Origin of the sequence: Streptomyces sp. NPDC005551, assembly GCF_042871785.1 — a bacterium.
GTDB lineage: Bacteria > Actinomycetota > Actinomycetes > Streptomycetales > Streptomycetaceae > Streptomyces.
Genome location: NZ_JBIAJE010000009.1, coordinates 337,864 through 352,545 on the forward strand (window position 1 = coordinate 337,864; position 14,682 = coordinate 352,545).

At 75.2% G+C, this 14,682-nt stretch carries 10 protein-coding genes; 4 read left to right on the plus strand and 6 right to left on the minus strand.

The window, feature by feature from the left end; all coding sequences use genetic code 11:
• Positions 1-26 precede the first annotated feature (26 nt).
• From ACFYP4_RS26670 to ACFYP4_RS26695, 6 genes are all read right to left on the minus strand, one after another.
• A complete protein-coding gene (locus ACFYP4_RS26670) occupies positions 27-1,868 on the minus strand; it encodes a biotin carboxylase N-terminal domain-containing protein (protein ID WP_388788649.1) in 1,842 nt (613 codons plus the stop codon).
• Positions 1,869-1,897: 29 nt separating this feature from the next.
• The gene (locus ACFYP4_RS26675; protein WP_358853954.1) at positions 1,898-3,496 is read right to left on the minus strand and encodes a carboxyl transferase domain-containing protein; all 1,599 of its coding nucleotides are present in this window, start codon (positions 3,494-3,496) and stop codon (positions 1,898-1,900) included.
• Entirely contained in the window at positions 3,493-5,196 is a 1,704-nt protein-coding gene (locus ACFYP4_RS26680) for an acyclic terpene utilization AtuA family protein (RefSeq protein WP_388788652.1), read from the minus strand. The genes ACFYP4_RS26675 and ACFYP4_RS26680 overlap by 4 nt, the downstream gene beginning before the upstream one ends.
• On the minus strand, positions 5,193-6,026 hold the full coding sequence (locus tag ACFYP4_RS26685; RefSeq protein WP_388788655.1) for a TIGR03084 family metal-binding protein: 834 nt from the start codon (positions 6,024-6,026) through the stop codon (positions 5,193-5,195). Before ACFYP4_RS26685 ends, ACFYP4_RS26680 begins: the two co-directional genes overlap by 4 nt.
• Before the next feature lie 529 nt (positions 6,027-6,555).
• Entirely contained in the window at positions 6,556-7,527 is a 972-nt protein-coding gene (locus ACFYP4_RS26690) for an EamA family transporter (protein WP_358853957.1), read from the minus strand.
• A gap of 243 nt (positions 7,528-7,770) precedes the next feature.
• Positions 7,771-10,791: an FAD-binding and (Fe-S)-binding domain-containing protein gene (locus ACFYP4_RS26695; protein WP_388788658.1), complete on the minus strand. Its 3,021-nt coding sequence runs from the start codon at positions 10,789-10,791 to the stop codon at positions 7,771-7,773.
• Between the two features lie 549 nt (positions 10,792-11,340).
• Here ACFYP4_RS26695 and ACFYP4_RS26700 point away from each other — a divergent pair.
• From ACFYP4_RS26700 to ACFYP4_RS26715, 4 genes are read left to right on the plus strand one after another with little or no spacing between them, the layout of a single operon-like run.
• A complete protein-coding gene (locus ACFYP4_RS26700) occupies positions 11,341-13,266 on the plus strand; it encodes an ATP-binding protein (RefSeq protein ID WP_358853958.1) in 1,926 nt (641 codons plus the stop codon).
• Positions 13,263-13,670, plus strand: coding sequence for a roadblock/LC7 domain-containing protein (locus ACFYP4_RS26705; protein WP_121402281.1), 408 nt, complete (start codon positions 13,263-13,265; stop codon positions 13,668-13,670). Before ACFYP4_RS26700 ends, ACFYP4_RS26705 begins: the two co-directional genes overlap by 4 nt.
• On the plus strand, positions 13,667-14,014 hold the full coding sequence (locus ACFYP4_RS26710; protein ID WP_358853959.1) for a DUF742 domain-containing protein: 348 nt from the start codon (positions 13,667-13,669) through the stop codon (positions 14,012-14,014). Before ACFYP4_RS26705 ends, ACFYP4_RS26710 begins: the two co-directional genes overlap by 4 nt.
• The gene (locus tag ACFYP4_RS26715) at positions 13,995-14,663 is read left to right on the plus strand and encodes an ATP/GTP-binding protein (RefSeq protein ID WP_358853960.1); all 669 of its coding nucleotides are present in this window, start codon (positions 13,995-13,997) and stop codon (positions 14,661-14,663) included. Before ACFYP4_RS26710 ends, ACFYP4_RS26715 begins: the two co-directional genes overlap by 20 nt.
• The last annotated feature ends 19 nt before the right edge of the window (positions 14,664-14,682 follow it).

Below are 14,682 nucleotides of genomic sequence, written 5' to 3' on the forward strand. Positions count from 1 at the left end.
CCGCCCGGGCGATGTCCTCCCGTGCTTCAGGCCTCGCGCACCACTGCCAGCAGGGACCCCACCGCCACCTGCTGCCCGGGGGTGACGCACAGGTCGGTGAGCGTGCCTGCGGCCGGGGCGGCGATCCGGTGTTCCATCTTCATCGCCTCCAGCCACAGCAGGGGCTGTCCGGCCTCCACCGCGGACCCCTCGGCCAGGCCCTCCGCCACGCGGACGACGGTTCCGGGCATCGGCGCCAGCAGCGAACCGGGGGTGCGGTCGGCCACCGGGTCGGGGAAGCGGGGCAGGGCGGTCAGGGCGGTGGCGCCGACGTGGATCCGGTCGCCGTACCGGCTGACGGGGAATCTCCGCCGTACGCCGCCGATCTCCAGGACGACGAGAGCCGCGTCGGCGTGGACGACGCGCACGCCCTCGGCGGTCGGGCCGTCGCGGGTGTGGCGGTAGCGGACCTCGTGCTCGGTGCCGTGCATCAGGTACCGCTTGGTCTGCGGCGCGGAGGGGAGGTTGCGCCAGCCACCGAGGCGGGAGCGCCCGTGGGCGTCGGCGAGCGCGGCGGCGAGCGGCGCGTACGGGTCCGGGACCGCCTCGGTGAGTGCGGCCAGGTGCCGTTCGTAGAAGCCGGTGTCCATGCGCGCGCCGGTGAACTCGGGGTGCCGCAGTGACCGTACGAGCAGGTCGCGGTTGGTGACGGGGCCGTGGACGTCGGCCGATTCCAGGGCGTGGGCGAGCTTGCGGACCGCCTCGGCGCGGGTGGGCGCGTGGGCGACGGCCTTGGCGAGCATCGGGTCGTAGTGGATGCCGATGAGGTCGCCGTCGGTGTAACCGGTGTCCAGGCGGATGCCGTCCGGGACGGTGAGGCGGTGCAGTGTGCCCGTCTGCGGGGCCCAGTCGCGGGCCGGGTCCTCGGCGTAGAGACGGGCCTCGACGGCGTGGCCGCGGGCGGCGGGCGGACCGTCTTCGAGGGCAGCGCCCTCGGCGACGCGGATCTGCAGCGCCACGAGGTCGATGCCGAAGACCGCTTCGGTCACGGGGTGTTCGACCTGGAGGCGGGTGTTCATCTCCAGGAAGTGGGCCCTGCCGTCCGCGACCAGGAACTCGACGGTGCCGGCCCCGGTGTAGTCGACCGCGCGGGCGGCGCGCACGGCCAGTTCGCCTAGTTCCGCCGTGAGTTCGGGGGTGAGGCCGGGCGCCGGTGCCTCCTCGATGACCTTCTGGTGGCGCCGCTGGAGGGAGCAGTCCCGGGTGCCCAGCGCCCACACCGTGCCGTGCGTGTCGGCCAGGATCTGCACCTCGACGTGCCGCCCGCCCTCCAGGTACGGCTCGACGAAGACCTCGCCGTCCCCGAAGGCGCTCAGCGCCTCGGCGCGCGCGGCCGTCAACTCGGCATCCAGCTGGTCGAGTTCGCGTACGACGCGCATGCCGCGTCCGCCGCCGCCCGCCGCCGCCTTGACGAGCACCGGGAGGTCGTCCCGGGTGACCTTCTCCAAAGGAGCGAGCCCCATCAGCTTCTTTGCGTGCGTCTTGGACGCCATCGCCTCGATCGCCCCGGGCGGCGGTCCGATCCACACGAGGCCCGCGTCGGTCACGGCCCGCGCGAAGTCCGCGTTCTCGGACAGGAAGCCGTACCCGGGGTGCACGGCGTCCGCCCCGGCGGCCAGGGCGGCCCGCACGACGAGTTCGCCGCGCAGATACGTGTCCGCGGGCGCCGCGCCCGGCAGCCGCACCGCTGCGTCCGCCACGCGTGCGTGCAGGGCGTTCTCGTCGGCGTCGGAGTGCACCGCGACGGTCCTGATGCCCAGCTCGCGGCAGGTGCGGAAGACTCGGCAGGCGATCTCGCCGCGGTTGGCGACGAGGACTGAAGTGATCACTCGGGGGGACCTCACATCCGTCATGGCCGTCACATCCGGAAGACGCCGAAGCCGCCGCGCGCGCCCTCGAAGGGCGCCGTGTGGATCGCGGACAGGCACAGGCCGAGGACGGTGCGGGTGTCGCGCGGGTCGATGACCCCGTCGTCGTACAGCCGCCCGGACAGGAACATCGGCAGGGACTCCGACTCGATCTGCTGCTCCACCATGGCGCGCAGGGCCGCGTCGGCCTCGTCGTCGTACGGCTGTCCCTTCGCCGCCGCCGACTGCCGGGCGACGATCGACAGGACGCCCGCGAGCTGCTGCGGGCCCATGACGGCGGACTTGGCGCTGGGCCAGGCGAACAGGAACCGCGGGTCGTACGCCCGCCCGCACATGCCGTAGTGACCGGCTCCGTACGAGGCGCCCATGAGGACGGACAGGTGCGGGACCCGCGAGTTGCTCACCGCGTTGATCATCATCGCGCCGTGCTTGATGATGCCGCCCTGCTCGTACTCCCTGCCGACCATGTAGCCGGTGGTGTTGTGCAGGAACAGCAGCGGGATGTCGCGCTGGTTGGCGAGCTGGATGAACTGGGCGGCCTTCTGGGACTCGGCGCTGAACAGCACGCCCCGGGCGTTGGCCAGCACCCCGACGGGATAGCCGTGCAGGCTCGCCCAGCCGGTCGTCAGGCTGGTCCCGTAGAGGGGCTTGAACTCGTCGAAGTCGGAGCCGTCGACGACGCGGGCGATGACCTCGCGCGGGTCGAAGGGCTGCCTGAGGTCGCCCGGGACGACGCCGAGGAGTTCGTCCTCGTCGTACTTCGGGGGCGCGGCCGGGCCCGGATCGCCGTACGCCTTGCGGTGGTTGAGACGGGCGACCACCCGCCGGGCCTGGCGCAGGGCGTCCCGCTCGTCGACGGCGAAGTGGTCCGCGAGGCCCGACACGCGTGCGTGCATCTCGGCGCCGCCGAGGGACTCGTCGTCGCTCTCCTCACCGGTGGCCATCCTCACCAGCGGCGGCCCGCCGAGGAAGACCTTCGCCCGCTCCTTGACCATGATCACGTGGTCGGACATGCCGGGGACGTAGGCGCCACCCGCCGTGGAGTTGCCGAAGACGACGGCGACCGTCGGGATCCCGGCCGCCGAGAGCCGGGTGAGGTCGCGGAAGATCGCCCCGCCGGGGATGAAGATCTCCTTCTGGGACGGCAGGTCGGCGCCGCCGGACTCCACGAGGCTGATGCAGGGCAGCCGGTTGGCGAGCGCGATGTCGTTGGCCCGCAGCGCCTTCTTCAGACTCCACGGATTGCTGGCACCGCCGCGCACGGTCGGGTCGTTCGCGGTGATCAGGCACTCCACGCCCTCGACCACCCCGATGCCGGTCACCAGGGAGGCGCCGACCGCGTAGTCGCTGCCCCAGGCGGCCAGCGGCGACAGCTCCAGGAAGGGCGTGTCGGGGTCGAGCAGCAGCTCGACGCGTTCGCGGGCGAGGAGCTTGCCGCGCCCCCGGTGCCGGGCCACGTACTTCTCGCCGCCGCCCGCGAGGGCCTTCGCGTGCTCGGTGTCCAGCTCGGCGAGCCGGGCGAGCATGGCCGCGCGGTTCGCACGGTGGTCGGGGCTGTCGGCGTCCAGGGCGGACGCGATGACCGTCACAGCAGAGCCTCCGGTATGTCCAGGTGGCGGGCGCGCAGCCATTCGCCGAGACCCTTGGCCTGCGGGTCGAAGCGGGCCTGCGAGGCGACGCCCTCGCCGAGGATCCCCTCGACGACGAAGTTGAGCGCGCGCAGGTTCGGCAGCACATGGCGTACGACGGTCAGCGGGGCCGTCTCGGGCAGGAGTGCGCGGAACAGGTCGGCCGTGAGGGTGTGCGCGAGCCAGGGCCAGACCTCGCCGGTGCGCGCCCACACCCCGACGTTGGCGTCGCCGCCCTTGTCGCCGCTGCGGGCGCCGGCGACGAGACCGAGCGGGGCGCGACGGGTCGGGCCGCCGGCCGGGGGCGGGTCGGGCAGCGGTGGCGCCGGCGGTGTCTCCAGTACGCGCGTGTCCCGGGGCGGAGCCACGGGGATCCGGCGCCCGTCGTGGAGGACGGCCACGTGGTCCACGGCTCCATGGCCGACGTACACATCCTCGAAGACCCCATAGGGCGCGCCCTTCCCGGGTGGCGCCAGCACATGGAATCCGGGGTAGCTGGCCAGCGCCAGCTCCACGGCCGCCCCGCTGAGCGTCCGGCCCACCACGTCCTGGTCCGCGTCCCGCACGACGAGCCGGAGCAGGGCGCTCGCCGTCTCCTCGGTCGGCGCGTCGGGACGGTCGGTGCGCGCGAGGTCCCACCGCACGTCGGCGGGGCGGCACTCGGCGGCGTCGAGCGCCGCCTCCATCTGGTCCCGGACGAGCGCCGCCTTCCGCTCGATGTCGAGCCCGGTCAGCACGAACACGACCTCGTTGCGGAATCCGCCGAGCCGGTTGAGCCCGACCTTGAGGGTGGGCGGCGGGGCCTCTCCGCGCACCCCGTCGATCCGCACCCGGTCCGGTCCGTCCCCGGTCAGCCGCACGGTGTCGAGCCGGGCGGTGACGTCGGGGCCCGCGTACCGGGCGCCGGAGGTCTCGTACAGCAGCTGCGCGGTGACCGTGCCGACGTCCACGACTCCGCCGGTGCCGTCGTGCTTGGTGATGACGGCGGTGCCGTCCGCGTGGAGCTCGGCGAGCGGGAAGCCGGGGCGGCGCAGCCTGCCGGGGTCGTGCTCGGTGAAGAATGCGTAGTTGCCGCCGGTCGCCTGCGCGCCGCACTCCAGGACGTGCCCGGCGACGACGGCGCCCGCGAGCCGGTCGTAGGCCTCCGGCCCCCAGCCGAAGTGGGCGGCGGCGGGTCCGGTGACCAGTGCCGCGTCGGTCACCCGCCCGGTGACCACGACGTCGGCACCCTCGCGCAGGCAGGCGGCGATCCCGCCGCCGCCGAGGTACGCGTGCGCGGCCAGGCTCCCCGGGTGGCCCGCGGCGAGGTCGTCGCCCTCGACGTGGGCGACCCGGACCGGGATGCCGAGCCGCGCGGCCAGTTCCCGAACGGCCGCGGCGAGACCCGCGGGATTCAGACCGCCGGCGTTGGCGACGATCCGTACGCCCTTCTCACGGGCCAGCCCGAGGCACTCCTCCAGCTGCCGCAGGAACGTCCTGGCGTATCCCCGCGAGGGGTCGCGCAGCCGGTCCCTGGCCAGGATCAGCATGGTCAGTTCGGCCAGGTAGTCGCCGGTCAGGACGTCCAGCGGGCCGCCGGTGAGCATCTCGCGCAGGGCGTCGAACCGGTCGCCGTAGAAGCCGGAGGCGTTGCCGATCCGCAGGGGGGCGGGTGAGGTCACCGGTCGCCGCCCCCGGGCTCGCGTCCGGCGCCCGGCGGTCCCGCGAAGGCCTGCGCGATGTCGAGCCACCGGTCGGCGTCGGCCCCCTCGGCCCGTACGGCGAGGTCGGCGCGGTGGGCCCGCTGGGTGACCAGCAGGCAGAAGTCGAGCGCAGGACCGGTGACCCGCTGGCCGGCGTCCTTCGGCCCGTACGTCCACAGCTCCCCGGACGGCGCCACCACCTCCACCCGGAACTCCTCCGGCGGCACGTCTAGCCCCCGCGCCCGGAAGGCGAAGTCGCGCGCCCGCACCCCGATCCGGACCACGTGCCGCAGCCGGTCGGTGGGGGCGCGGACCACGCCCAGCGCGTCGGCGACGTCCTGCCCGTGCGCCCAGGTCTCCATGAGGCGTCCGGTGGCCATGGAGGCGACCGACATCGGCGGCCCGTACCAGGGGAAGCGGGCTTTGGGGGGTGCCGCGCGCAGGGCCTGTCCGAGCGCCGCGCGCCCCTGCCGCCACTCGGCGAGCAGCCGGGCGGGCGGCAGCGCGGCCCCCGCGTCGGCGCCCTCGTCCACGAAGGTGTCCGGCGCCGACAGCGCCTTGTCCACCTCCGCCGCGAAGGCCCGCGCGTCGGTGACGGCGAGCAGCGCCGAGTGGTCCGTCCAGGCGAGATGGGCGATCTGGTGGGCGACGCTCCACCCGACGGCGGGCGTGGCCAGGGCCCACCGCTCCGCGTCCAGCTCCCCCACCAGCCGGTCGAGTTCCTCGCTCTCCCGGCACAGATCGTCGATCACGGACGACGCTTCGGACACGATGCGCTCCCCTCGGGGACGACGGCGTGCAGGGAGCATGGCAGCGCCACCAGAAACAAGCAAGCGTGCTTGCATTAATTTTTGTGCGGCGTGTTCCGGCGCCCTGGACGACCGCGCCGGGCGGGACGTGCGGTAGATGTCTGGGTCAGGTAGCAGCCAGCGAAGGGGGAACGGGTGGACAAGGGTGGGCGACGCCCTGATTCGGCGGACATCGCGATGGCCGGATGCGGATGGCTCCTGATCGTGGCCGTCATCGCCATGCCAGGCCTCATCCTGAACGACGGACCACTGACGGTGTACCTCGTTGTCGTCGGCGGGGTGGCCGGGTTCCTTTGGGCGCGGAGGAGACTGCCCCGCTGACGGGAGCCTCCAACAGCCAACCGCCCTGCAGGGCGGTTGGCCCATGTCCCTACGCCTCTCGGCGGGCGACCGGCCTGCTTGCGGCGACCGGCAGGCATGCGCCACCGGGCCGGGGGACCGCGGGCAACGGTGGGCCGCCAGGACTCCGGCGATCGAGGACGGTGAACGGCGGTCGACACTCCCCGCGCTCAGGGGCGGTGAACCGCCGTCAGGACTTGGGCTTCCTGGGCCCGGTCCGGCCGACCTGGGTCCGTACGGCGCCCATGCTCGCGGCGATGACCAGCGCGATGGCGACGCCCTCGAACACGGAGAGCGCCTGGTCCAGGACGAGGAACCCGGCGGTGGCCGCGATGGCGGGTTCGAGGCTCATCATGATCGCGAAGGTGGACGCGGGCAGGCGGCGCAGCGCCAGCAGTTCGAGGGTGTACGGCAGGACGGAGGACAGCACGGCGACGGCCGCGCCCAGGGCGACCGTGGTCGGCACCAGGAGCCTGGCACCGGACTCGGCGATGCCCAGCGGCAGGAACAGCACCGCCGCGACCACCATCGCGAGGGCCAGCCCGTCGGCCTGCGGGAAGCGGCGGCCGGTGCGCGCGCTGAAGACGATGTACGCGGCCCACATGACGCCCGCGCCGAGCGCGAAGGCGGCCCCCGCCGGGTCCAGGCTGCTGAAGCCTCCGCCGCCGAGGAGGAACACGCCGGCGAGGGCGAGCCCGGCCCACAGCAGGTTCACGGCGCGGCGGGAGGCGAAGACGGAGAGGGCGAGCGGGCCGAGCACCTCGAGGGTGACGGCGGGGCCGAGCGGGATGCGGGCCACCGACTGGTAGAAGAGCCCGTTCATCGCGGCCATGGCGGCGCCGAAGACGACGACGGTCCCCCAGTCGGCGCGCGAGTGTCCGCGCAGCCGGGGCCGGCACACGGCGCACAGCACGACCGCGGCCACCACGAGCCGCAGGGTCACGACGCCGAGGGCTCCCGCGCGCGGCATCAGGCTCACCGCGAGGGCGCCGCCGAACTGCACGGAGATCCCGCCGGCGAGGACCAGCCCCACCGGTCCGAGGGCGCCCCGGCCCCGGCTGCCTTCCTCGGTCGCGGTGCCGGCCGCCGCCGCGAGGGACGGCTCGCTCGCCGTCGCTGCCGCGGCGACCACGGGGGGCCGGTCGGCACTGGGGAGAGTCACGGGGGCCGTCCAAGGGGTCGCTCGTGGAGTCGTCGAGATGCGTCTATCTCACTGTACTTCCAAGTCCACAGTAATGGACTCGGTCAGGATGGTGGAGCACTTTCGCAGCTTACGACGCGCCGGTGACACGTCACCTCCGGACGCCGGTGACACGTCACCTCCGGACGCCGGTGACACGTCGCCTCCGGACGCCGGTGACACGTCGCCTCCGGACGGCCGGGGGCGAGCGCCTCGGCTGCCGCCTCAGCGGCCCGCCCGCCCCGCGTCCAGCGCCTCCGCCAGGACCTCCGCCAGATGCCGTCCCGTGCGCCCCGCCAGCTGGTCCAGCTGCGTGCGGCAGGAGAAGCCGTCCGCGAGGACCACCGCGTCCTCGGGTGCCGAGCGCACCGCGGGCAGCAGCTGTTCCTCCGCGCAGGCCGCCGAGACCTCGTAGTGGCCCTTCTCGAAGCCGAAGTTGCCGGCCAGGCCGCAGCAGCCGCCCGCGAGGGAACCGGTCAGACCGGCCGCCTCGCGCAGCCGCCGCTCCGCCGCGTCACCGAGGACGGCGTGCTGGTGGCAGTGGGTCTGGCCCACCACCGGGCGGTCGACGCGGGGCGGGGCCCAGTGCGGCGCGTGGCGTTCCAGCGCCTGGGCGAAGGTGACCACCGCCGCCGCCAGCCGCGGTGCGCGCGGGTCGTCGTGGAGGAGTTCCGGCAGGTCGGTGCGCAGGGCGGCGGCGCAGCCCGGTTCCAGGACGACCACGGGCAGCCCGCTGTCCAGGACCGGTTCCATCAGGTCCAGGGTGCGGCTCAGCACCGCGCGGGCCCGGTCCAGCTGGCCGGTGGAGACGTACGTCAGGCCGCAGCAGACACGCCCCCGGCGAAGACCCGCGAGGGTGCCGGGACCCAGCGGCCCGCGGGTCACACCGTCCCCGACCGGCGCCGGTTTCAGCCGTGCCCGGGGCGGCGCAAGGACCGTCAGTCCGGCCGACTCCATGACCCGTACGGCAGCCCGGCCCACGGACGGCGACAGGTGCTCGGTGAAGGTGTCCGGCCACAGGACGACGGTGTCGCGCCCGGCGGCGGCGAAGGGGCCAGGACCGCCGCGCCGCAGGTCCCGCAGCGAGCGCCGCACCCGCCGCGACCACCACCGGCCGAACGGTTCGACGGCCACCCGCGGGATCGGCCGCTCGGGCGCGATGCCGCCGAGCCGCCGGGCGAGGGCGGCCAACGGCGCCACGGAGGTGAGGGAGTTGACCAGGCGGGCCGAGCGGGTCCGCGCGACGAGGTCCAGCCAGCGCGGCAGCCACCCCATCGCGTAGTGCGCCGCCGGGCGCCTGCGGCCCGCGTAGTGGTGGTGCAGGAACTCCGCCTTGTAGGTGGCCATGTCCACCCCGACCGGGCAGTCCGTGCGGCAGCCCTTGCAGGACAGGCACAGGTCCAGCGCGTCCCTGACCTCCGCCGAGCGCCAGCCGTCCGTCACGACCTCGCCGGCCAGCATCTCGTGCAGCAGCCGCGCCCGCCCCCGCGTGGAGTGCTCCTCCTCGCCCGTCACCCGGTACGACGGGCACATCACCCCGGGACCGGGCTGCGCCGTGCGGCATTTGGCGACGCCGACGCAGCGCCGCACGGCCGCCGCGAAGTCGCCGCCGTCCGCCGGGTACCCGAACACCACGTCCACCGGTTCGCGCGGCAGCGGCGCGAAGCGCAGGTTCCCGTCCAGCGGACGGGGCCGCACCAGCATGCCGGGATTGAGCGAACCGTCCGGGTCCCAGACCGACTTCACCCGCTCGAAGAGCGCGACCATCCCGTTCCCGTACATCTTCGGGAGCAGTTCCGCCCGCGCCTGGCCGTCCCCGTGCTCGCCCGACAGGGAGCCGCCGTGGGAGACGACCAGTTCCGCCAGTTCCTCGGAGAAGCGCCGGAAGCGGCCCACCCCGGCGGTCGTGATCAGGTCGAAGTCGATGCGCACATGGATACAGCCGTCGCCGAAGTGGCCGTACGGCGTGCCCCGCAGGCCGTGGGCCGTCAGCAGGCCCCGGAAGTCCCGCAGGTACGCGCCGAGCCGGGCGGGCGGCACCGCGCAGTCCTCCCAGCCCGGCCAGGCCTCGCCGCCGCCCGCCGCCTCCGGCATCCGGGTCGCCGTACCGCTCGCGTCCTCGCGGATGCGCCACAGGGCTCGCTGCCCGGCCGGGTCGGTGACCACGAGGGCGTCCAGGACGTCGGCGGCCCGCACGATCGCGTCGGCACGCGCGCGTGCCTCCCCCGGGTCCGCGCCGCCCGTCTCCACGAACAGCCAGGCGCCGCCCCGGGGCAGACCCGCCTCGGAGCGGACCAGGTCCGCGGCCATGCCCTCCACCGTCAGCGGCCCGTACGGCAGCAGGCCCGCGGCCGCCTCGGCCGCCGCGCTCTCGTCCGGGTACGCCAGGACGGCCAGGGCACGCGCGCGGGGGGCCTCCACCAGCCCGACGATCGCCTCCGTCAGCACGGCCAGCGTGCCCTCGGAGCCGCAGAGCGAGCGGGCGACGTCCGCGCCGCGTTCGGGGAGCAGCGCGTCCAGCGCGTAACCGGAGATGCGGCGCGGGAGGTCCGGGAAGCCCGTGCGCAGCCGCGCCGACTCGCCCTCCAGCAGCGGTCGCAGGCCGTCGGGGGCGCCCGCCCAGTCCCGGCCGGGCCGCAGCGCCTCGCCGCGCGCCGTGAGCACCGACAGGCCGCGCACGTTGTCGGCGGTCGTCCCCCAGGCCACGGAGTGGGAGCCGCACGCGTTGTTGCCGATCATGCCGCCGAGCGTGCACCGGCTGTGGGTCGAGGGGTCCGGGCCGAACCGCAGGCCGTGCGGGGCCGCCGCCTCCTGGAGCCGGTCGAGGACGAGCCCGGGCTGGACCACCGCCGTGCGGGCCCCGGGGTCCAGGGACAGGAGCCGGTTCATGTGGCGGGTGAAGTCCAGGACGACGCCGGTGCCGGTGGCCTGCCCCGCGATCGACGTGCCCCCGCCGCGCGGTACGACCGGCACGCCGTGCGCGCGGCAGACCGACAGCACCGCGGCCACGTCGTCGGCGTCCCGCGGGGAGACGACGCCCAGCGGGACGCGCCGGTAGTTCGAGGCGTCCATGGTGTGCAGCGCGCGGGCCGTCGCGCCGAAGGCGACCTCACCGCGTACGGCCGCGGCCAGCGCGGCCCGCAGCTCTCCCGGGTCCGCGGGGGGCCGCCCGCCCCGCTCCCCGGGACTCCTCGCGCCCCGGCCGCCGAGACCGTCCGTGCCGCCCTGCCGCCCGAGTTCCGTCATGAGCCCAGGATGCCCCCGGGCACCGACGGCGACCGTCCGCCGCGCGTTCCGTGCCCGTCCGCCGCCCGCTCCGGGCCCGCCTTCCGGGCTTTCCGTGCCCGTCTCCCGTCCGCTGCGGACCCGCCCTCCGCCCGCTCCGGACCCGTCGGCCGTGTGCTGCGGGACCGTCGGCCGCCCGCTCCGGGACTGCCCGCCACGCGCTGCGGGCCTGCTGTTCACGCCGGCCGTCGCCGGTCGGCCGCGCGCTCGCCATCCGTCCACCGCGCGCCCCGATGCCCGCCGCGTGCGCGTCCCGACGCCCGTCGGCCGAGCGTCCCCTGCCCGTCCGCCGCGCCTCCCGTGCCCGTCCGCCGCGGCCCTGACGCCCGCCCGCGCGTGCCATGGTTCCGGCAAAATGCGGCCGGATTCTGAGACCGGGAACGGAACCTTCCCAATTCGATCACGAACTCTCATATAGTGACCGGCTGTTGGGCATCAGGTGTCGCTTCCCGCGCAGAAACATGACTCTCGCCCAGAACACGACCGAGGCCCCGACCGAGGACACGATTCATGACCGCGCCCCTCCCCCCAGGCGAACGGCCCACCTTCCGTACGGTCGCGCCCTTTCCGCTGCTCACCGCCGTCCTGGCCGCCCTCGTGGTCGCCGGCTCGGTCGCGCTGGCCCCGGACTCCGTGCGCACGCCCCTCGCCTGGGGCGCCGGCACGGGTGCCGTACTGCTGTGCGCCGCCGTCGCCGTGGCCACCCGCGCCGCGCAGACGTCCAGGACGCTGCGCCGCCGACTCGACGCCACGACGGCCGACACCGGGCGGCTCCTGCACGAACGGGCCCGGCTGGCCGAGGAGTTCGCGCAGGAGCGCGCGCGCCTGGCGGGTGAGCTGGCGCAGGACCGCGCCCGGCTCGCCGAGGAAGCGGCACGGGAACGGGTGCGCCTCGCCGAGGAGTTCGCACAGGAGCGGGCGCGGCTCGGCGAGGAGTCCGCCCGGGAGCGGCAGCGGCTCACCGAGGACCGGGCCCGGCTCGCCGCGGAGAACGCCCGCCTGGCCGAGCGCACCCGGCAGGCCGAGAACGCCCGGGACGCCGCCCTCTCCGCCACCGCCAACGCGGCCGGCCGGATGCAGGCCCTGGCCACCGGCATGCTCGCCGACCTGCGCGCGATGGAGGAGCGGCACTCCGACGAGGAGGTCCTCACCGACCTCCTGCACCTCGACCACCGCACCGCGCAGGCCGGCCGTCTCGCCGACTCCGTCGCGGTCCTAGCGGGCGCCCGCTCCGGGCGCCGCTGGGCCCGCCCGATCGTCATGGAGTCGATCCTGCGCGGCGCGATGGGCCGCATCAGCGGCTACCAGCGCGTGCGGGTGCACTCCGCCAGCGAGGTCGCCGTCTCCGGACACGCGGCCGAGGGCGTGATGCACGCGCTCGCCGAACTCCTCGACAACGCTGCCAACTTCTCGCCGCCGACCGCCGAGGTGCACGTCTACGTCGAAGAGGTGCCGGCGGGCGTCATCGTCTCCGTCGAGGACAGCGGCCTGGTGATGGGTGACGTCCAGCTGCGCCGCGCCGAGAGCGCCGTGTCGGGCGAGGTCACCGGCCTCGGCGGACTCACCGGCACCCGGCTCGGCCTCGCGGTGGTGGGCCGGCTGGCCCGCAAGCACGGCCTCAAGGTGTCCTTCCGGCCGTCCGCGCGCGGCGGCACCGGCGTCCTGGTGCTCATCCCCCAGGAACTCCTGGCGCCGCCCGCCGCCCCGCAGCCGGCCGTGCCCGCGCCCGCCGCGACCACCCGGCCCGCCCTGAGGAACGCCCCCGCCGCAGCCGCCGAGCCGGCCCCGGCCTCCCCGGCGGACCCCGCCGGTCACGGCTCCGCCGAGCCGTCGCCGACCCGGCCACCGGTGTCGTACGCCGCCGCCCGTGCCGCCGCCGACCTGGACCCGGACCCGCTCCCGACCCACGAGTCGCCCGCCCGCGCCGGACACGCCCCCGGCCCGAGCGCCACCGGCGGTCTGCCCAAGCGGCGCCGGGGCCGCACCCTCGCGGCGGCAGAACGCCGCGCGCACGGCACCGGCGCCCACGGCAGGACCGAGCGCGAGGCACCCTCCGCCGACGACACCAGGGCCCGCGTCGCCCGCTTCGGCAGCTTCCGCCAGGCCGTACGCGGTGCGGCGGCGGCCCAGGACGCCGAGCGGGACGGCGGACGCGAGGCGCACCCCGCCCAGGACGCAGCGCGGGACGGCGGACGCGAGGCGCACCCCGCCCAGGACGCCGAGCGGGACGGCGGCACGCACACCGCCGAGGACGCAGGCCTCGGCGAGCCCCGCGGCGCGCACACCGCCCTCCCCCCGGAGACCGCGCACACCGCCCCGGCGGCGCTCCGGGACACCGACCGCCCCACCGCCACCTCCCCAGAACCGGCCGACGCCCCCGCCGGCCCCCCGCACGCGCACTCCCCCTCGCACCCGGAAGGCGACACCACCCCATGACCGGCACCACCACCGCCGACGAGAAGCTCACCTGGCTCATCGAGGGCCTGCTGGAGCGCACCCCGGGAGCCCGGCACGCACTCGTGCTCTCCCGCGACGGCCTGAAGCTGTGCCGTACGCCGGAACTCTCCGTCGACCAGGCCGACCAGCTCGCCGCCATCGCCGCGGGCATCCAGTCGCTGTCCCACGGGGCGTCCGTCGAGTTCGGCGACGGCAGCGGCGGCGTGCGCTCGGCGATGGCCGAGTTCTACGGCGGCGTCCTGTTCATCGTGGAGGCCGGCGAGGGCGCGCACCTCGCCGTGGTCACCGGCGAGGACGCCGACGCCGGTCTGGTCGGGCACAACATGAGCGAACTCGTGGAGCAACTCGGCGAACACCTGAGCGCGCAGCCGCGTACGTCATGAGCCGCCCCGGCAGGGACGACGCCCCCGACCGGCTCTACACCCTCACCGGAGGGCGCACCCGGTCCGGGCCCGACACCCCGTTCGACCTGGTGACGCTGGTGGTCGCCGAGTGCGATCCGGTCACGGGCATGCAGTCCGAGCACGCCGCGATCCTGCGGCTGGCCGAACGGCCCACCGCGGTCGTGGAGGTCGCCGCCGAGCTGCGGCTGCCGGTGAGCATCACCCGGATCCTGCTCTCCGACCTCCTGGCCGCGGGCCGCATCAGCGCCCGCCACCCGCAGAAGGACGCTCTTCCCGATCCCGACATCCTGGAGCAGGTGCTCGTTGGACTCCGTAACCTCTGACGCGCGGACCCCGCTGGGGGCCACCGCCGACAACGGCCTGAAGATCGTGGTCGTGGGCGGCTTCGGCGTCGGCAAGACGACCCTGGTCCGCTCGGTCAGCGAGATACGTCCCCTCAACACCGAGGAGACGATGACCCAGGCCGGCGAGGCCGTCGACGACATCAGTGAGGTGCGCGGCAAGTCCGCGACCACCGTCGCCTTCGACTTCGGCCGCATCACGCTCGACGCGCGCAACGTGCTGTACCTCTTCGGAGCGCCGGGACAGGAGCGCTTCTGGTTCCTGTGGGACCGGCTGTTCGCGGGCACGCTCGGCGCGGTCGTCCTCGTCGACACCCGCCGCATCGACGACTCCTGGTACGCCATCGACCGCCTGGAGCACCACGGCACGCCGTTCATCGTGGCCTGCAACGACTTCGGCGGCCCCACCCACACCCCCGCCCAGATCCGCGAGGCCCTCGACCTCGACCCGCACGTCCCGCTGCTCGACTGCGACGCCCGGTCCCGCGCGTCCAGCAAGCAGGTGCTGATCACCCTCGTCGAGCACCTCCAGACCCTGTACGCGGCCCGGCCGGCCGACGGCGGCGGCACCGTCCCCGCCGCCCGGACCGCCGGTGACGACGCCATTCAATCCCCGGAGTTGGCCCTGTGACCTCCGCCCCCGTGCCCCT